Raw genomic sequence first — 20353 nt, forward strand, 5'->3', positions numbered from 1 at the left:
ACAAATTATTTATGTCTTAAAATGAGTGCTCTTGACATAAAGTTGAGGTGACTAGAGCTTTTTAAATATTTTGATTAAATCAGCTCCACGTTTTTTTTAATGATACATCATAAAATGACGGTGAGATATTTTTAATTTCAAAACGCAATCCAATTGAAACATTATTTCGTAAGTGATAGAAATAGAATAAAGAAAATGATAACCACTAAAAAATAAGAAATGAAAACGAAATTCACTTTTATGACACTCGGTCTATTATTGATGGGTGTACTCTTTTGCGGAAATGTTGCAGCGTAACATGCAAATAAAACTGTAATGGTAGGTGGAGCTGCAATGTATCCAACTAAAAATATTATTGAGAATGCGGTTAACTCAAAGGATCATACCACTTTGGTCGCGGCAGTGAAAGCCGCAGGTTTAGTCGAGACATTGTCTTCTAAAGGACCTTTTACTCTATTAGCTCCAACAAATGAAGCGTTTAATTTATTGCCGAAGGGCACGGTTGAAAAATTATTAAAGCCAGAAAATAAAGGTATGTTAACGAAGGTGTTGACCTATCATGTATTGGCTGGAAAATTTGATTCCGTAGCGATCTTAAAATCTGTTAAGGAAATGGGAGGGAAGACTGAAATGACTACAGTAGAAGGTGGGAAGATTACTTTTTGGACGAAGGGTAAGGATCTTTATGTACGTGATGCTAAAGGAAAAGATGCTAAGGTGACGATTGCGGATGTTGTCCAATCAAATGGTGTAATTCATGTTATTGACCATGTATTGATGCCTTAGGTACTGTTTTAGGTTGCTAAATGTTTTTGTAATCTTAAGTCTTTTCTGAAAATAAAACTTATGCTTTTTCGGTGATCTTGAGACTTTTGAATATCATTTTAAAAAATGTGTTTCTAAATAACAAACTGTAAATCTATTTTAGTAGTAGTTTTACAGTTTTTTTTATTGAGGACCAATTTTGTACTATTGGTTTTAAAAGGGAATTAATCTTTGAAAAATTATTCCTTGAAACAACTTTGATACGGTAAAGTTTTAAAACATATTATCTGAGAATTTAAACAATATCAAAAAAATATTTAGAGTAATAATGAACTATATTTTAATATTAAATTTTAAAAATGTAAATTTATGAAAATAAATAGAATGTTTCTATTCTATTTATTTATTCTATTGACAAATCATGAATTACAATTTATTAAGAGATACTATTGAACTACTCGAAAATTTTGAAAAATATAAGCAAGAAAATGGAGGGTATAGCGAAGATAGTGAAGGCTTTCAACAATTTATAGTCGATAATTACAAAAGTGTAGCTACTATAGAACCGGACTGGGAAGGAAAGCAAAACGGTCGAAATCCTGATAGTGTCATCAATACGTTAATTGTGCAGATGAACAGGTTTGCAAAAACTTACTCTAAAGCGGCTATACATGAGTCAGATTTTTCTACGCAGGAAGATTTTATTTATTTAATTAACCTGAAGGTTTTTGGGCCAATGATAAAAATGGAACTTATAAAACGTAATATCCATGATAAACCTTTTGGTATGCAGATCATTAATCGGTTGATTCACCAAAAATGGGTAGGTCAGGTCGACTCAGAGGATGATAAAAGGAGTAAAGTCATTTCAATTACAGATGAGGGACTGCGCGTTCTTGAGAATCAGATGGATAAAATTCGTAAAGCCAGTCTAATTGTCACAGGAGATCTGACCCGTCCTGAAAAAATGGAATTAATACGTTTATTACAAAAATTGGAGAAATTTCATCAACCGATATATGATCAAAATATTGACGTTGCAGATTTACTTACTTCTGTTGCTGAAAACTATCCTTTGTCAAAGAATTAGATCCGTTAGCAGAAAATTGCTTAGGTAAATAAGAGTGTTAAGATCGTTGCTTGGGGTTGCTTTTTGATCGTCAAAGCCATTTTAATAAATATTTTCGAGCATTTTTAAGAACAAGTATTATAGTTTCGGCTCTTTTCATTTAATGGAATATACAGTTAACTAAAATGAGTGTTTGGTAAGTTTAAGTACAGCTTATACCATGCCTTTTCAATTATTTAGTTTGCCAATTGAAGAATGGTTATTTTTTATATATACTATTTGCATGTATTTTTAACTATTTCTGTCTCGACAAATTTTTTAATCTTAATTGGTCAAATAAATTCATCACTTGAACAGAAAATATATCAAATTATTAAGGCATTGATAACTACTGGAACTGGACTATATTGCACTTTATAGCCAAAGTGAACGGGAGTGGAAAAGTGCCTTTGTTTATCTTTTCTTAATGAATGTTTTTTAAGGTAAATGGTGTACTCGCCGCAACTGGATGGGAATCTCCTATAGTGATTATGGATCAAATACTCAATGTTCGCAGATTGAACATTAAGTATAAGATGCGATTTATGGTTATAGGCAGTTTATGCTCAATAATTATTCTTTTTAACGATTTCAAAAAAAATAATTAATCGCAAGCTATATATTAATCGTATGTACGGTGAAAAAACAAGAAATATGAAGGATAAGGTTGTTATATTTTGGTTCAGACGTGACCTACGTTTAGAAGATAATGTGGGATTACAGCAGGCTGTTGCATCGGGTTACCCTGTGCTCCCTATATTTATTTTTGATACGACTATACTTCAAAAGTTGGAAACTGACAAAGATCGACGAGTGGATTATATTCACCAAGCTTTGAATTCACTAAATAGTACTTTGCATAATTATGGATCAACGTTGCAGACTTATCACGGTAAACCACTTGAGATTTTTGAGATTATTACTAAAATTTATGACGTACAAGGTATATACTGTAATAGAGATTATGAACCACAGGCAATAAAAAGAGATAAGCTGATAGAATCGTACCTGAGAGAGCGAGACATTCAATTTAATACTTACAAAGACCAGGTTATATTTGAAAAGTCGGATATTGTTAAAGATGATGGCAACCCCTACAGTGTATACACTCCCTATTCGAGAAAATGGAAAAGCCTATTGGTTCCTCAGAATTATGCCTCTGTAGTAGTTTCTGCAGAACATTTTTATAAAACTAATCCATTGAAAATTAAAGAGCTAGAGGTATTGGGCTTTCAGAAAACGGATATAATATTTGAAAAGCCTAATTTAGAACTGGAGATTATAAGCGATTATGATAAAAAGCGTGATTTTCCTGCATTAGATCATACAACACACTTAGGTATTGCCCTGAGATTTGGCACAATCTCAATCAGATCGTGTGTAGCGTTTGCTTTGAAATATAATGAGACATGGCTTTCTGAATTGATCTGGAGGGAATTTTTTATGCAAATACTGTATCACTATCCACGCGTAGTCACACATAGTTTTAAACCAAAATATGATTCGATCGTATGGCGAAATAATGAAGCTGAATTTCAGCTTTGGTGTTCCGGGAAAACGGGTTATCCAATTGTCGATGCAGGAATGAGGCAACTTAATGAAACAGGGTTTATGCATAATAGGGTTCGGATGATTACAGCTAGTTTTCTTTGTAAACATTTACTAATTGACTGGCGGTGGGGTGAGGCTTATTTTGCGCAAAAATTATTAGATTATGATCTGGCTGCCAATAATGGCAACTGGCAGTGGGTGGCTGGATGTGGTTGTGATGCAGCCCCATATTTCCGTATTTTTAATCCCACAGCGCAAACTTTAAAATTTGATGCTGATTTGACTTATATCAAGACTTGGAATCCGGATTATGAAAAAAATATTCAGATACCGATAGTGTCGCACGAGGAAGCACGTGAAAGAGCACTGAGAGTATATAAGCAAGCATTGTAAATTTATTGTCTGTAAAAAATATGAAAAGAAATAAAGTAATATTGGTAGATGAACAGGATCACGTAGTAGGTGAAATGGACAAAATGGAGGCGCATGAAAAAGGAATTTTGCATCGCGCATTTTCTATTTTCATTTTTAACAGCAAAGGACAGATGCTAATTCATCAACGAGCGAATGAAAAATATCATGGTGGCGGATTGTGGACGAATGCATGTTGCTCGCATCCACAATTAGATGAAGATATTAAAGAGAGTGCCGAACAGCGCTTACAATTTGAAATGGGTCTGCAATGTGATCTAAAAAGAGTATTTGCATTTATTTACCATACACCTGTTGAAAATGAACTTATCGAACACGAATATGACCATGTATTAGTAGGATATACCGATCAACAGCCTGTGCTGAATACTAATGAGGTACAGGCCTTTAAATGGATTGATAAGTTAGAATTGCTCCAAAAGATAAATGATCAACCAGATATTTTTACGTATTGGTTTAGAATGGCTTTACCTCAGCTTATCGGACAAATATAATTGGATCTCATTGTCATTTTTTTGAAAGTAAAACGCTTACTACAAGTTTATTTACGAATAAATACTGTTTTAATATACGAGAGTTAAATTATAAGTAACTATTAGATGTTGTGATTACTAATTTATTTAGATATCTAACATTTTGATGTGTAATATTACCTTTTTCACTTAAGATTCTCATTGAATAATTTTCCCTTGTGCGGTATAATATTGAGATTATACCGCATTTGTTTTGCATGTTCGTGCAAAATATATTTGACCCATATCTTTTCTACATCGTTTTCGTATGCAGTGCAATCGATTGCTTGATTTGAGCGATAGTATACGTGTTTTTTTTTGTTTAGACTTGTTTCACTATAACCAAAAGTTACACGAATAAAAACCTAATACATTGAATATGGTTAAAAACAATTACTTAAAGAAGAAAGGCTGGTCACAATTATACTGTCATCTTGCACTTTTAACACCACTTTCACTTAGTGTATTGCCTAATCAGGCAATAGCAAGTATACTTTTCCCGGAAAGCCTGGTGTATGCTAAATTACGAACGCAACAAAACATTTCTGGTAAAGTGGTTGATGCAACTGGTAAAGCTGTCAGCGGCGTTACAGTAAGAGAAAAAGGTGGTAAAAACTCGACTTCAACAGATATTAATGGGAATTATAATTTAGCTGTAAGTACTCACGACCCTATTTTGGTTTTTAGTTCAATTGGTTATATTGGCCAAGAAGTACTAGCTTCTGGTGCTGCAAAAGTAATTTTAAAGCAAACTGAAGATGTTCTTGATGAGGTTGTGGTAGTTGGATACGGTAATCAAAAGAAAACCAATTTAACAAGTGCAGTGTCACAGGTCGATGCAAAAGTATTAAAAGATAGACCATCACCTACTGTAGTCAATATGCTTCAGGGTGCAGCTCCTGGTTTAGTAATTAGCCGAAACTCGGGAAGACCAGGTGCCCAAGGTTTAAATATGGAAGTTCGTGGAGCTACTTCAGCGAATGGTGGCGTTGCGCCTTTGGTTGTTATCGATGGAGTTATAAGTTCTGAAGGTACATTCATGGCTTTAAATCCTAATGATATTGAGAATATTAGTATTCTGAAAGATGGTGGAGCTACAGCTATCTATGGAGCACAATCTGCAGGAGGAGTTCTCTTGGTTACCACGAAAAAGGGTGAAAAGGGTAAATCACGAATTTCATTGATGAGTAATATGGCCTGGCAAATGCCTGCTAATATTCCTGAAAGACTGTCTTTGATCGATGAAATGAACTATGTTAATACAGCAAGAGCAAATGCTGGATTAGCGCCAGAGTATAATGAAGAAGATCTGAATTATGCTATCAATGGTCCTACGTTTGTTTTAGGCTCTAACGGTCAGTGGAGAACATACAATCAGGAAAATTTGATTGATAAGGTGGTTAAAAAGTCTTATACAATGAATAATACGAATCTGCAGTTTTCCGGAGGAAATGAAAACGTAACTTATATGGCGTCATTGGGAAATATGAGCCAGGCAGGTATGTTTAAGATTGGAGAAGATCATTTTACGAGATGGAATGCACGTGCAAATATTTCTGCAAAAGTAAACGAATATATCAAGTTAGATATTGGTAGTGCATTTATCGATCAAGCTACAGATAATCCGCAGGATGGTGGATATGGCTTAGATGGGGGTGGAAATGGAATACTACGTCAATTTTTTTCTTCACGAATGCGGTTCCCTATTTTTAATGAAGACGGAACATATTATCGTAGCGGTACTTCATCAGCTTTTGGTTATGCTTTGTTGAAAGACGGAGGATTTAACCGAGATCGTAGCAGTACTTATTTTAACAATGCAACTGCAACGATACACAAGTTAGTAAAAGGACTTGAAGTCAAATTAATGTATAGTCGAGAGGATATTACTAAGCAAAATCGAAACTTCAGACGTACCGTAACCTTCTATTCTGGACCTGAAGCTAATACTGTCAGTCAATTGAATAATCCAAATAATTATTCAATAATGGACTATAAAACCCTGAGTCAGAATTATCAGGCTGTAGCAGATTATGATTTTAAACTTGGTTCAGATCATAATTTCCATATCATGGGAGGATATCAGTTGTACTCATATGACTATCAAACTTTGGGAGCAACAACCAAAAATCTATATGTTAATGATAATCCGAGTTTGAATTTTACTTCAGATCCAGTGAATAAGTCAAATTCACAATCAGCTTTAACAGAGAAGATGCAATCATACTTCGGTCGTTTCAACTATAATTATAAAGAGAAATACTTATTTGAAGCAACGATAAGAAGTGATGAAAGCTCTCGATTAACTCCTGGACAACGAGTGAAGGTATTTCCATCATTTTCTGCAGGATGGAATATGTCTAAAGAATCTTGGTTTGATGGTATTTCCACTGTTGTTAATGAGCTAAAACCACGTATTTCTTGGGGTAAAGTTGGCTCGAAGGTAGGAATTGGATATTATGATTTTATAGCGCAATTACAAACAGGGTCTAATGTCTTATTAGGTGATAGTAGACAGACATATTTATATCAAAGTATGATTCCTGCTGTTAACCTTTCATGGGAAACAATAGAGACACAAAACTTTGGTTTGGATTTTAGCTTTTTGAATAGAAAGCTGAAAGGATCATTTGATTATTATAATAAATATAATAACAATATGCTTGTAAGAGTAAGTTTGCCCGCAACGATCGGGATTGATGTTCCCAAATCTAATGTTGGAAAAATGAAGACCTGGGGATGGGAACTGGCTTTAGGATATCAAGATAAGATCGGTGACGATATTACTTTTGGAGCATCATTCAATCTTGCAGATAATCAAAATAAGCTTGTGAAATATGGTGGCGCGGATAATATTATTTATTCTGGTGTTAATAATTTGGTAGAAGGGTATGCGCTTAATTCAATTTGGGCGTATAAAACCAACGGTTATTTTCAGACAGAAGAGGATCTAAAAAATGCACCAAGCTATGCTAAGTTGATAAATAAAGCGGGCGTACCTGGGTTAGGTGATATTCGTTATGTAGATCTAGATGGAAATGGTGAAATTTCGCCAGGAAAAAATATCGTTGGTGATGCTGGTGATTTGCAGTATCTGGGAGATATTAATCCACGCTATCAGTATGGGTTCAACTTTAATTTTGGGTATAAAAACTTAGATTTCAGTATGTTTGTTCAAGGGATTGGTAAGCGTAAGTTTAAACCAAGTAATGAATTAATTCAACCTCAATTATATTCGTATTATCTGCCAATGAATTTTCATATGGATTATTGGACTCCTGAGAACAGAGATGCAGCTTATCCGCGCCCTTATTTAGAAGGAACTCAAAACTTTCAAAATTCGGATAAATGGTTTATGAGTGGTGCATATGCACGATTGAAAAATATCCAGATTGGTTATTCTTTGACGCGGGAAACAGTTAAGAAATTACCATTTTCTCGTGTACGTATGTATGTTTCTGGAGAAGATTTATTGACAATTTCTAGATTGGGAATTTATAAAGGAGTGATCGATCCAGAGATGAAGCCTGAAGATGGTAAAGTATCTCCATATCCATTCGCAACTTCTATCTCTTTCGGTTTAAATATTGATTTATAATAAGAACAATGATTATGAAAAAAAGAATTTTATATCTATTATTAGCATCGGTCTCTTTTAGCTCTTTTATTTCTTGTGATATCAATGAAGTGCCAGAGACAACAATGAGTGATGCTAACTTCTGGAATACGGTGGCAGATATCAGGTTGGCGGCTAATTATTTTTATTCTACAATACCAGGACTAACATTAGCAGATGTAACTGTAGATAATTGGTCAACAGATGCTTACCCGAATACTTCATCAAATAATATAAGCGATGGTTCTCGTGCAACCCCGGCCACTAGTACAGATTATAATTATAATGGTATTTTTCAAGCTAATAAACTAATTGAAAAATCTGAAGAGGTTATTAAAAAGGGTGGTGATCTGACGCAAATAAATTGGTATGTGGGTGAGGCAAGGTTTTTTAGGGCTTGGTATTATTTTGAAATGTTTAAACGTTTTGGAGGAGTACCATTGATCACAAAAACGATGACTGTAGATGATCCTGATATTTTTAAAGTACGCGCTTCAAGGGAAGAACTTTTTCAATTCATCTTGGATGACCTGGACTATGCAATATCTGTTTTACGATCTGCAGATGAACTAAATACCACAAAAGAATATGGCAGAATTTCTAAAACTGCAGCGCTAGCATTTAAATCTAGAGTAGCTCTGTTCGAAGGAACGCGAGAAAAGTTTCATAATTATGGTGAGCAAAAGAAACATTTAACCATCGCCAAGGAGGCTGCCGAAGCTGTTATTAATTCTAGCGCACATGCTTTGTTTACTGCATCGGCTGTAGGAAGTCACGGTGAAGTTATTAATAATGCTTATTTTAATTTATTCCAAGAGGCTGGTGAAGGCCGATCGAATAAAGAAAATATAATAGTAAAGACATATGGGATTAATCGTGATAATAGTGTGATTTCTACTCCTGTACAACGCTATTATGAAGGAAATTCTGTAGTCCCAACTCAAAATTTTGTTGATAACTATTTGATGGCAGATGGCTTACCAATTGAAAAATCACCATTATATCAGAAACCTGATAAATCAATGACTCACGCTCAATATTTCAGTAAAAAAGATCCGCGTATGAGTTTCAGTATCTTTAAAAGGGGAGATGAGTTTATTTCCAGTAGTAATTACACGATACCGAATCCTAGTTATCAAAGAAGTGGATACGGTATACGAAAATATGCTAAAAAAGATTTTTGGACACTTCAAGCATCTTATATAGACCGACCTGTCATTCGTTATGCTGAAGTCCTTTTAAATTATGCTGAGGCTGTGTATGAGTTGGATGGAACAATCAGTGATATGGTATTGGATCAAACGATCAATGCACTTCGAGGCAGATTGCCACAAGTGAATATTGGTACAGATGCTGCACCAAATTATGTTGCAATGCCTAAATTAACCAATGCTTTTGTAAATAGTAATGGACTAAATATGAGGACGGAAATTCGACGTGAAAGAAAAGTTGAGCTGGCCTTTGAAGGGCATGGATATTGGGATTTGATTCGATGGAAAATAGCAGAAATTGAGTTGCCAAAAGCATTGTTAGGTAGTTATTTATTTACAGAATATCTAACAGCTACAGGTGACAAATGGTCGGATAAGACTCTAGTAAACGATCAGAATTATATAATTTTGCAACCTGCTACATTACGTAGATTTGATAAGGATCGAGATTATCTATGGCCATTGCCAACTTCTGAACTCGCTAAAAATGTAAAGTTAGAACAGAACCCTAACTGGTAGTATTGAAAAAAAGCACGGGATTTAATTCCGTGCTTTTTTACCTTTAGTAATACACATTTTTATTCTTAATAGAGTAAAATCTGTCACGTTTCATAGAAATGATAGGATGAAGATATCATATATCATACAGTTTCTCATGTAAAGGTGTTTTTCATTAATGGTATTTTATTCTGTGTTATTCTCAAAAAAGATAGAACCTGCATAAGTTGGATTGCTAAAACCTTTATCGTAAAGTAACCTCTGAAAATGAGTTGAAAATTCAAGTAGAACTTTTTTAACTCCTTGAAAATTTAATACTTAAGTGTTATGATTTATTATTATTTTAGATGGGAATTGCTAACCATTCAATTTTATAAACCAAAGCCATAATAAATACATGAAACTACTGCGCTTCATTACCTTTTTTAATTTAATTTCTCTTAGTCTTTTTACACAGGCACAATCAATCTCCAAAATAGCGATTCACTTGGATCGAACCGAGTATTTTCCTGGGGATACAATCTTGTTTAAGGGATATGTAGTGACAGATGGTGTTTTGGATAGTGCTATACGAAATGTCTATATTGATTGGGCTGATGGAGAGGGGGCGGTACTGGAAAATAATGTTTATGTTGTGGTTGATGGAGTTTTTGCAGCTCAGTATTTGGTGCCTAAAAACTATACAGAACATCGGATTTTATTGAATGCTTTTACAAAAAACACGGTTGATTTTCCTAATCTGATTTATGATAAAAGTATTGCAATTTATCAAAAAGAGGAGAAAATTGTATTGAATGGCGGAATGAGTCAAATACCCGAATTGATAATGTATCCGAAAATAAAACATATGCTGCTCCATGAACCAGTTGGATTCCTCTTTAAAAATCCAGTAAATATTTTTTTTAAGGGACAAATCAAAACAGCCGATGGAAAAGTGGTAGAAGAATTTGAAAGCGATAAAAATGGAGAAGTCAATGTATTCCTAACTCCTGAGGCCAACGAATATATTTTGGAATGGCAGATGGTAGGTGGTGAAAAAATTAAAACAGTATTACCTAACGTTGTTGATCATGGTTATAAGATAACTGTAGGAGAAAGTGCAGATAAATATAAACTGACGGTTTCTAAAGTTGGAAAAATAAACGATGAAGTTATTGTTCAAGCTTATCTCGATCACCAGAAATTATTTGATGAAAAAGTAATTATAAAGGATGGGCAAGATGTAAAAACACTTGTATTGCCAAAGGATGGATTAGTAAATGGTGTTCTCCAATTTTTGTTGTACGATATAAATGGAAATCTATTACAAAAAGAAGGTTTGATCACTAAAAGTCAAGAAACTTTTATAACGCCAGATGTTAGCTTTGTCAATCGTTCTTCGGAACCATTGGGGAAAAATTTGTTACGTGTTCAATTGCCAGAAGGTGAGCTGGCGAATGTTTCAGTTTCTATTATTGATGGAATTTTTCCATTAGATAGCACTGCTACGATGATATCAGATCTCTTATTTAAAAATATAGCAAAAAAGCCATTTGAAAATCAATTTGTTCAAGACATTACTAAAGATGAGCGATACATTGCAGCATTATCCAAAGATGAATTTATTATACCAGATAATGGTAAAAGGAAACCAGATGATATATTACTATTACATGGTAAAATGGAATTAAAAGAAAAGGGTAAGAAAAAAATAGAAAAGACTTTAGACAACTTAGCTGAGGATGGAAAAGCGAAGCGTGGTATTTCATTTGGGTATCAAGGTGAACTGGACCCGGTTATGCGTTATATGGAAGTACCTTTTGATGGCGAGAATAGTTTTAAAATAACGGACTATGTTCCATTTGATACCGTACAGTTACGTGTCACGCAGGTGGAGGATAAAATGAGGTTCATACCTTTTAAAGTGAATTATACTTTTTATGATATGTCCAAGGTAGATACTTTGAGAAATATACCATATGCAGGATCGTTATGGATAAACCCGGAAGTAGAAAAAAATCCGTTACTTGATAATTTTAGAACTCGGTATATGGCGACTTTGTTGAAAAGGGATATAACCAAACTTGATACAGTAAAGATTAGCGGCAAAATAGTAAATGAACAAAGGGTAAAAGATTTGAATAATAAATATGCTAAAAGTGGACTATTTTCAAAAGATGGAAGGGGCATAGATATTCAGGGCGACAAAGAGGCCAAAGGTAGTTTTAACCTGTTTACTTATCTACAGCTGGGTAAGATTGCGGGATTACAGATTATTAGTCAACCCATGACAAATGTGCCAATAGTGAAATTTAAAAGTGATGTTGTCGCATATTATATCAATGAGATCGAAACAACTGCGGAGGAAGTAAGCTACCTGGCTATGAATGAAATTGCTTATGTGAAGGTAATTGAAGGACCTACGCCAACGGTTAGTCGTGGACCTGTGGTCGCCGTTTATACGCTCCCGTCCTCTGAAGTGGTACGAGATAGAGGAAGGTTAGTTGATTTGCAGAAAGTTAAAGGATATACATCACTCCGCCCTTTTCAGAGTGTAAATGAAAATTTAAATTTAAGCGGTTTTGGAGATCGTATTACATTGTACTGGAATCCCATACTGGTTTACTATAAGAACGTTGCAGCAAAAGAGATCGAATTTTTAAATAATAATCGAGCAGGAAAGGTACAGGTAACTATCCAAGGTATCACAAAATCGGGAAAACTCGTGTATTTTCAAAAAGTAATGTAGATGGATAAGTAAAGACTAATAGGAGAACGTTTGAAAATTTGTCTTCAAAATAAAATAGGGTAGTGCATTGCAATGAGTTGATGCACTACCCTAATTTATTTTTGAACGTTATGAGAGGTCGTATCTATTTAACCTGTGAATGATTGGCTAGTAAGAAATCTCTTTTGACTAAAGCAACATCACATTCCATCATTTCTTTTACTAAACCTGCAAGATCGTATTTCGGCTTCCACCCTAATTGTGTGTTTGATTTAGTTGGGTCACCTACCAATAAATCGACTTCAGTCGGTCTGTAATATTGTGGATCAACTTTTACAACAACTTTCCCGATTTCTAATTGATAATCGGGGTGATTACAGGCTTTTACTTTTGCAACTTCAGCAGCTTCACTGCCTTCAAATTCGAGTTCTATACCTATTTCAGCAAATGCCATACGTACAAACTCACGAACAGAAGTGGTTACCCCTGTTGCGATGACAAAATCTTCGGCTACATCTTGTTGCAAGATAAGCCACATGGCTTCCACATAGTCTTTTGCATGCCCCCAATCGCGCTGTGCATTGAGATTACCTAAGTATAAGCATTCTTGTTTGCCGTGTGCAATGGCAGCTGTAGCCATCGTAATTTTGCGAGTAACAAAAGTTTCACCTCTTCGTGGCGATTCGTGGTTGAAAAGAATACCATTGCAAGCATACATCTTATATGCTTCACGATAGTTTTTCGTAATCCAAAAACCATAGATCTTTGCGACTCCATAAGGTGATCTCGGATAAAATGGTGTAGTTTCTTTCTGAGGAACTTCTTGAACCAAACCGTATAATTCGGAAGTAGATGCTTGATAAATCCGTGTTTTTTTCTCTAGACCTAAGATGCGTACAGCTTCAAGAATACGTAATGTTCCGATACCGTCGACATTCGCTACATATTCTGGTGAATCAAAAGATACTTTAACATGTGACATGGCCCCCAGATTGTAAATTTCATCAGGTTGTACTTCTTGAATGATACGGATGATATTAGTTGAATCGGTCAAATCTCCATAATGCAACTTAAAATTGACATGGTTTTCATGTTGGTCCATATAAATATGGTCAATACGCTGTGTGTTGAAAGAGGATGCTCTACGTTTGATACCATGTACCATATAGCCTTTTTCTAATAATAGTTCTGCTAAATATGAGCCATCCTGTCCGGTTACACCAGTGATTAATGCAATTTTCATCTTAATTATATGCTTAATTTAAGTAGTATTGAATACTTATAATTTTACTTCTTTGTAGTTATCCTGATTTTCTAAAAACCATTGATAGGTAGTCTGAATACCATCCTTTAATTCAATTTGATGTTTCCATCCCAATTCATGCATCTTACTTACGTCCATAAGTTTGCGTGGAGTTCCATCGGGTTTACTGCTGTCCCAGTTAATTTCTCCTTGGTGACCGACAATAGATTGAATGAGAGTGGCTAAATCTTTGATACTAAGATCTATTCCTGTACCGACATTATATAGGTACTCAGGAAGCTTATTTTCTAACGCAAATGCAACAGCTCGCGCTAAATCATCCACAAATAAAAATTCGCGCATCGGACTTCCAGATCCCCATAAGTTGACTGTGGTATGTCCTTCTAATTTCGCTTCGTGAAATTTTCGAATCATCGCTGGCAGTACATGTGAACTTGTGAGATCAAAATTGTCATGTGTGCCATATAAATTTGTAGGCATAAGGCTAACATAATCTTTTCCAAATTGATTACGTATCGCCTGACATGCTTTAACCCCCGCAATCTTTGCCAAGGCATACCATTCGTTTGTTGGCTCTAGACTATCCGTCAATAAACTGGATTCTTGTAAAGGCTGAGGTGCAAATTTGGGATAAATACAAGAAGAACCTAGGAAAATAAACTTTTCAACATCGTTTTGTAATGACTCGTTTATAAGGTTGTTTTGAATTTGCATGTTATCCATCAAGAACTGATAAGGATAATTGTTATTGGCTAATATACCTCCTACTTTTGCAGCAGCATCAATTACAATGGCTGGCTTTTCATTCCTGAAAAATTCCTGTACTTCGGACTGGTTTCTTAAATCCAGTTCAGCAGAACTTCGTAAAACGAAATTATGGTAACCTAAGTTCTCTAAATTTCTTTTGACTGCTGAACCAACCATACCACGATGACCTGCTATATATATATATTTGTCTTTCATCTTTGTTCTTACTCTTATTTACAGACTGGATGATATGAAAAAGGAAATCAGTATTGCTAAATAATGGCTCATTATATTGAACTCTTTGAGTACATATAAATTTGACTACCGGATTCTCATCCAAAATACTTGAATCGAATGAATTTATTTTTTATAAATAGCAACCCGATGAAGAATTCGATGGCAAATTACGAAAGAATAATTGGAATTGTATGAGAAATAAATGTATTAAAATATTTGAAGAGAGCCTTTAGAGATGGGTAAATTCAATGTGAAACAAACAGGAGATTAAGACAACGACTGTGCAGCTTTTATTCACAGATATAAAACTCAAAAAAAATAACCCACCTATATGTAGTTAAGCGGGTTATTTATTGTTTTGTAACGATATTTATTTATCGCATATTAAGTGTTTAAAATAACTTTTTCTTCAAGATGGTCGTCCAAATCTTTAAATATCGAATTCTGTGACTTAAATTCTGGAACAATTTTCTTAAGCTGTAGCACTAGTTGCATGTCATTGATATCACTTTTGTCAAACGAAGTAATGTCACGGCTCAACTGCTCAATTAGATGACATTTCTCAGCTATGTCTTCTCGATTTACTTGAGCGATCATAATTTTAGGATGATGCGTTTTTTGTGTATTCTCATCATTCGCCAATAATTCCTCAAATATTTTCTCGCCTGGTCTTAAGCCTACTATCTTAATATCAATATCTTCAGGATAACGGTAACCTTTCAGCTTGATCATGCGCTTGGCCAAATCTATAATTTTGACAGATTTACCCATATCAAAAACAAAGATTTCTCCACCATTGCCCATAACACCAGCTTCTTGAACTAATAGACAAGCTTCTGGTATAGTCATAAAATATCGTGTGATGTCTTCATGTGTCAGTGTTAATGGGCCTCCCTGCTCCATTTGTTTTTCAAACAATGGGATAACGGAGCCATTTGATCCTAATACATTCCCAAATCGGGTAACAATGAAATTGGTTTTTCCTAATGTGCTACAGCTGTTGACATATATCTCAGCCGCCCGCTTTGTTGCTCCCATGACATTAGTTGGGTTGACAGCTTTATCTGTAGATACCATGACAAACTTATGGATACCATATGCGACAGCCAAATCCGCCATATTTTTACTGCCAATTAAATTGGTCCAGATAGCTTCATATGGGTTTTGTTCCATTAAAGGAACATGTTTATACGCCGCCGCATGAAAAATCATCTGTGGGCGATAACGTTTAAAGATCCGTTCCAAAAATAGCTTATCACGAACGTCACCAACAATACACTTAACGCGATCGGGATGAGAAGCTTTTAGCGATTGTTGAAGATCGTAAAGTGGTGATTCGGCTTGATCCAATAAAATAAGGTGACGGTAATTGCGTTGTGAAATCTGACGGGATAATTCTCCTCCGATCGAACCGGCAGCACCAGTTATCAAAATTACTTTATTGTCCAATTCTGCATCAATTCCCGGATTTTCAATCTTAATCGCTTTTCTTCCTAATAAATCCTCAATCTTTAGTGGACGAATCTCACGTTTAGCACCAGAATTTAACATAACCCGTGAATTGGGCATGATCTTCAGTTCAAGATTCAGTTGTTGAAAATGGTCTGTTACTTGTACTAATCTTTCGGGATCATTATTTTCCACTGCAATAATAACCTCTGAGATATTGAATTGGTCAATGAAAGCTTGATCTATTTTTTCCAGATAGAGTATACGTAATCCCGTAATACGTTTACCTACACGTGAAACTTTATCTTCGACAAACGCAACAACATGATTTTTGATACGGCGGTCTTCACGTAAAAGTGAGTAAGCTACTAATCCTGGTCTGGAAGCTCCAAAAATTAATACATTTCGATTTTTCCGATTGGGAAGAAAAAGCATGTCATAAATACTCCGATAAGTCACACGAGCCGCAACCAGCATCACCATCGTGAAAAAGCTGTGCATAAAAAGTATGATGTAAGAGAGACGTAAGAAATCGCCAGCAATTGTTCCTTTTGGAATATAGTAACGAATAGCAATCGTTGGTATTGCTAACAACATAAAGGCCAACCACACCGTTTTAAATATCTTTATAGCATCTTGAATACCAGTTTGACGAATAATGCCTTTATAGGTCCCCATTATCGAAAAAGCAAAGCTATATACCAATAAAATAAGAATACTTTTCTTCAGCATCATGGCTGTCGAATATTGTTCATGCATGCTGTTAAAAATGAAATTAGAAATAGCATAACAGACAAATACGATAAACAAATCAATTAAAAGAATAACCCATCTTGGATTGTCTTTTCGAAATTTTCTCTTTAGCAGCGTAAGGTTAATCATGAAACATGTTTCAAATAGTAGGTGATTTTATTACAATATACTTTGACATAAGATAGATGTTGAAACAACTACCCAGCTTTAAAAATTGTTGGCTTTTGTTATTCAGTAGTACCCTATTCAAATTTCCCATCATGAAGTAAAAATCGTGCCAAGATATTCGCGATCATAAAATATGATTTGTAATGAGATACTGACTAAAACTAATTCCGCCTTTGGTCTAATAATTTATTAAAATGAATAATCGATATTAAAAACTAATCTGTTCCAATTTATTCGAGTTCTTTTCTTTCATCATTTATTGTAAAATGATATATTCATTGTCCAATGGCTTGTAGCTACAAATCTACATAAATTTAATTGTTACAATCATTTTTTTTCTCTTTCAAGGGATAATTTTTGTTAAATATTCGAGGAATAACTGAAAAATAATTCATTATACTGATTTAAAGGGTTCAGTATTTTAGTAAACAATTTATATGTTACTGAGGTGTACTTTGATTTTCTGTTTGTATGTACAGTTTTATATTCATAGATTAACAATAATAATAACCTGAAATTTGCTCATTTTTTCTTGCAAATGCTTGAATAACTGCATTTTTTTATGGTAGCTTTGCGCCAGAATAGGAAATCGATCATGAAAAATAAAATACAACTGTACAGTTATTTTAAGCTCATGATAGGCAGTATTATTGTCGCTGTGCTATCTGGACTTTTGGCGTATACGCTCAAACACCTCACTATCCATTGGCAAGATTATCTGTTCGAGCATGTGTCGCAAATAAATCATTATCTCTATATTATCTTTCCGTCCATAGGTATTACTATCATTTATTTTTTGCGGAAATACGTATTTCGAAATAAGAAGAATAAAGGAATTCGTGAAATTTACCGTTCTCTGGATACACGTCAAGATCATCTTCCGTTTTATAAAATTCCATCACATTTTATTAACGGCTTTCTTACGGTTATTTTTGGAGGATCCACGGGTATAGAGGTTTCTACAGTTGTCGCTACCGCTACATTGGGCAACCAGATGAGTAAAAAAGGCTGGGCACCGATGAAATATAAGCGTGAACTAATTTGTGCTGGCGTGACAGCGGGTGTCGCCGTGTTGTTTGGAACTGTTTTAGGCGGTTGGTTTTTTGCTATTGAGGTGATCGCTCGAGGATTAAAGAAAACTGTTTTATTGAGCTGTACAATAGCTGGAATTATCGCTTATGTAGGGATACATTTTTTTGAAAAAGAACCATTGTTATCCTTTCCAGTTGTGGAGTGGCATTGGTATGGACTGCCGTTTATGATGTTGGTCGCTGTATTCGGAGCAGTATTGGCTACTTATTTTATGAAACTGGTCTTGACTTCTAAAAAACTTTTTGCTCGAATAAATAGTAATTTTTTGAGAGTTAATATTGGTGCACTTACCGTTGGAAGTTTTATTTTGTTCTTTCCAGCCTTGTACGGAGATAGTTATCACGGTCTTCAGCAAATGATCAAATTATCTACAGCATCACAGGGAGCAGTGATGATTCCGATATCATTACTGATTCTGGTCATGTTGAAACCCTTGGTCGCATCCCTTACTTTGGGCGCCGGTGGTGATGGTGGAGTATTTGCGCCAAGTATTGTTGCTGGGGCTTTTTTGGGTATGGCAGTGGCATTGTTTTGCAATATGATTTTTGGTTTAGATTTATTGATTTTAAATTTTGCCTTGGTAGGTGCCGCTTCGACATTAGCAGCTGCTATTCATGGTCGTTTCACTGCCTTGTTCTTGATCTGCAGTATGGCTCCGGGTGCATATATCCTACTATTTCCAGTAGCAATTGCAGTATTGATCGCTTATGCAGTAGCAAAAAAGATAAACCCTTATAATGTCTATACGTATCCTGAAATAGCAAAGTAGTGGCTGTATTTCTTGCTTGTGTTATAAGTTTTTAAATAAAAGATGGAAAAGTCTTTTATTGTTTTTATCTTTGTGAGACTTAGAGATGAGTTTATTTATTTTAAGTTTATCATATAAAAATGATTAAATATAGCAATTAGCCACGTTTCTAGTACTTTGTTTCATAAAGCATTTTTTTACAACAATAAAAGATGTAATTATCTTTTATTTTTATTAATATAACATGACAGCAGATCAAAAACAATTAGTTAAGGCTACTGTGCCAATTTTAAAAGAGCATGGTGTGTTATTGACAACACATTTTTATAAACGTATGTTTGAGCATAACCCTGAATTGAAACATGTGTTCAATATGGGCAACCAGCAGAATAATAAACAGCAGACAGCGCTAGCAATGGCCGTACTGGCATACGCAGAGCATATCGAAAGCCCAGGTGTATTGATGCCTGTTGTCAATGGTATCGGTCATAAGCATACCAGTTTATCTATCCGTCCGGAACATTACATGATTGTGGGCAATCACTTAATTGCATCCATTGCTGAGGTTCTAGGCGATGCTGCTTCAGTGGAACTGTTAGAGGCTTGGACTCTGGCTTATGGGCAACTTGCTTCTCTGATGTCTGATCACGAGCAGTCACTCTATAGTAAGCAAACTGCCAAAGTCGGAGGCTGGTCTGGTTGGAGACCTTTTGTTGTAAAGCAAAAAATTAAAGAATCGGAAGAGATTACCTCATTTTATCTTTATCCTAGTGATCGCGGACCAGTGGCTGATTTTCTGGCAGGCCAGTATATAAGCCTACGTTTATTCTTACCAGAATTGGATCTGTTGCAACCGCGACAGTATAGTATTTCATGTGCCCCAAATGGAAAATACTACCGTATTTCTGTGAAACGAGAAATCGGAACTAAACATCCTGACGGGATGATCAGTAACCATCTTCATAATCATGTGGAAATAGGTGACTTGGTCGATTTATCTGCGCCGGCGGGAACATTTGTGCTCCAACCAGAAAATCAAAACCCAAAAGTATTTATAAGTGGCGGAGTCGGACAAACTCCTTTGATGGCGATGCTTGAAGAATTGGTAAAAGATAAAGTAGAATCACCTATTCCAATTACCTGGATACACGGTTGTAGAAATGAGTCGGTGCATGCATTCAAGGATAGGCTTGCAGAAATCGCTAGGGATAATAAGATCGATCGCCATATTTTTTATGATCATATTGAGGAAACAGCAGCATTTGAGTATAAAGGCAGGGTAGAGCTTGCGCAAATAAAAAATGTGGTATTGCAACCGGAAGCAGAATATTTTATTTGTGGTCCGGCTCCCTTCATTTCAAAACATTATCATTTTTTATTGGAACATGGAGTTGAGAAGTCAGCCATTTATTTTGAAGAATTTGGACCAGCATCATTACAGTTGAATTAATCAAAAAATATTTATTACATCAGTGATTCTTTCCAAATCAAAAAG

12 protein-coding genes are annotated in these 20353 nt (G+C 35.0%); 9 read left to right on the forward strand and 3 right to left on the reverse strand.

Translation table 11 applies throughout. The features are described 5' to 3' along the window. Positions 1 to 315 precede the first annotated feature (315 nt). The 7 genes from M2265_RS18110 (at position 316) to M2265_RS18140 (ending at position 12421) form a co-directional block, all read left to right on the forward strand. Positions 316 to 786, forward strand: a complete 471-nt coding sequence (locus M2265_RS18110) for a fasciclin domain-containing protein (protein WP_132769504.1) — start codon at positions 316 to 318, stop codon at positions 784 to 786. Between the two features lie 400 nt (positions 787 to 1186). After that, positions 1187 to 1855: a MarR family winged helix-turn-helix transcriptional regulator gene (locus tag M2265_RS18115; protein WP_132769502.1), complete on the forward strand. Its 669-nt coding sequence runs from the start codon at positions 1187 to 1189 to the stop codon at positions 1853 to 1855. A 672-nt stretch (positions 1856 to 2527) separates the two neighbouring features. Further along, a complete protein-coding gene (locus M2265_RS18120; RefSeq protein WP_132769501.1) occupies positions 2528 to 3817 on the forward strand; it encodes a cryptochrome/photolyase family protein in 1290 nt (429 codons plus the stop codon). 20 nt (positions 3818 to 3837) lie between these two features. Next, on the forward strand, positions 3838 to 4350 hold the full coding sequence (idi, locus tag M2265_RS18125) for an isopentenyl-diphosphate Delta-isomerase (RefSeq protein WP_132769499.1): 513 nt from the start codon (positions 3838 to 3840) through the stop codon (positions 4348 to 4350). Positions 4351 to 4747: 397 nt separating this feature from the next. Then, a complete protein-coding gene (locus M2265_RS18130; protein ID WP_132769497.1) occupies positions 4748 to 7966 on the forward strand; it encodes a SusC/RagA family TonB-linked outer membrane protein in 3219 nt (1072 codons plus the stop codon). Between the two features lie 14 nt (positions 7967 to 7980). Then, positions 7981 to 9714: a RagB/SusD family nutrient uptake outer membrane protein gene (locus M2265_RS18135; protein ID WP_132769495.1), complete on the forward strand. Its 1734-nt coding sequence runs from the start codon at positions 7981 to 7983 to the stop codon at positions 9712 to 9714. Between the two features lie 376 nt (positions 9715 to 10090). Next, positions 10091 to 12421 (forward strand): hypothetical protein, encoded by a 2331-nt coding sequence (locus M2265_RS18140; RefSeq protein WP_132769493.1) that lies wholly within the window; start codon positions 10091 to 10093, stop codon positions 12419 to 12421. A gap of 124 nt (positions 12422 to 12545) precedes the next feature. Here the strand turns inward: M2265_RS18140 and gmd are convergent, their stop codons facing one another. The 3 genes from gmd to M2265_RS18155 form a co-directional block, all read right to left on the reverse strand. Beyond that, positions 12546 to 13643 (reverse strand): GDP-mannose 4,6-dehydratase, encoded by a 1098-nt coding sequence (gmd, locus tag M2265_RS18145; protein WP_021190041.1) that lies wholly within the window; start codon positions 13641 to 13643, stop codon positions 12546 to 12548. 36 nt (positions 13644 to 13679) lie between these two features. Continuing rightward, entirely contained in the window at positions 13680 to 14627 is a 948-nt protein-coding gene (locus tag M2265_RS18150) for a GDP-L-fucose synthase family protein (protein ID WP_132769491.1), read from the reverse strand. Positions 14628 to 15032: 405 nt separating this feature from the next. Next, positions 15033 to 16979, reverse strand: coding sequence for a polysaccharide biosynthesis protein (locus tag M2265_RS18155; protein ID WP_132769489.1), 1947 nt, complete (start codon positions 16977 to 16979; stop codon positions 15033 to 15035). Between the two features lie 634 nt (positions 16980 to 17613). Here M2265_RS18155 and M2265_RS18160 point away from each other — a divergent pair. Both M2265_RS18160 and hmpA read left to right on the forward strand, forming a co-directional pair. After that, a complete protein-coding gene (locus M2265_RS18160; RefSeq protein WP_132769487.1) occupies positions 17614 to 18879 on the forward strand; it encodes a chloride channel protein in 1266 nt (421 codons plus the stop codon). A 223-nt stretch (positions 18880 to 19102) separates the two neighbouring features. After that, positions 19103 to 20308, forward strand: a complete 1206-nt coding sequence (hmpA, locus tag M2265_RS18165) for an NO-inducible flavohemoprotein (protein ID WP_132769486.1) — start codon at positions 19103 to 19105, stop codon at positions 20306 to 20308. The last annotated feature ends 45 nt before the right edge of the window (positions 20309 to 20353 follow it).

The organism is Sphingobacterium kitahiroshimense (assembly GCF_025961315.1).
GTDB lineage: Bacteria > Bacteroidota > Bacteroidia > Sphingobacteriales > Sphingobacteriaceae > Sphingobacterium > Sphingobacterium anhuiense.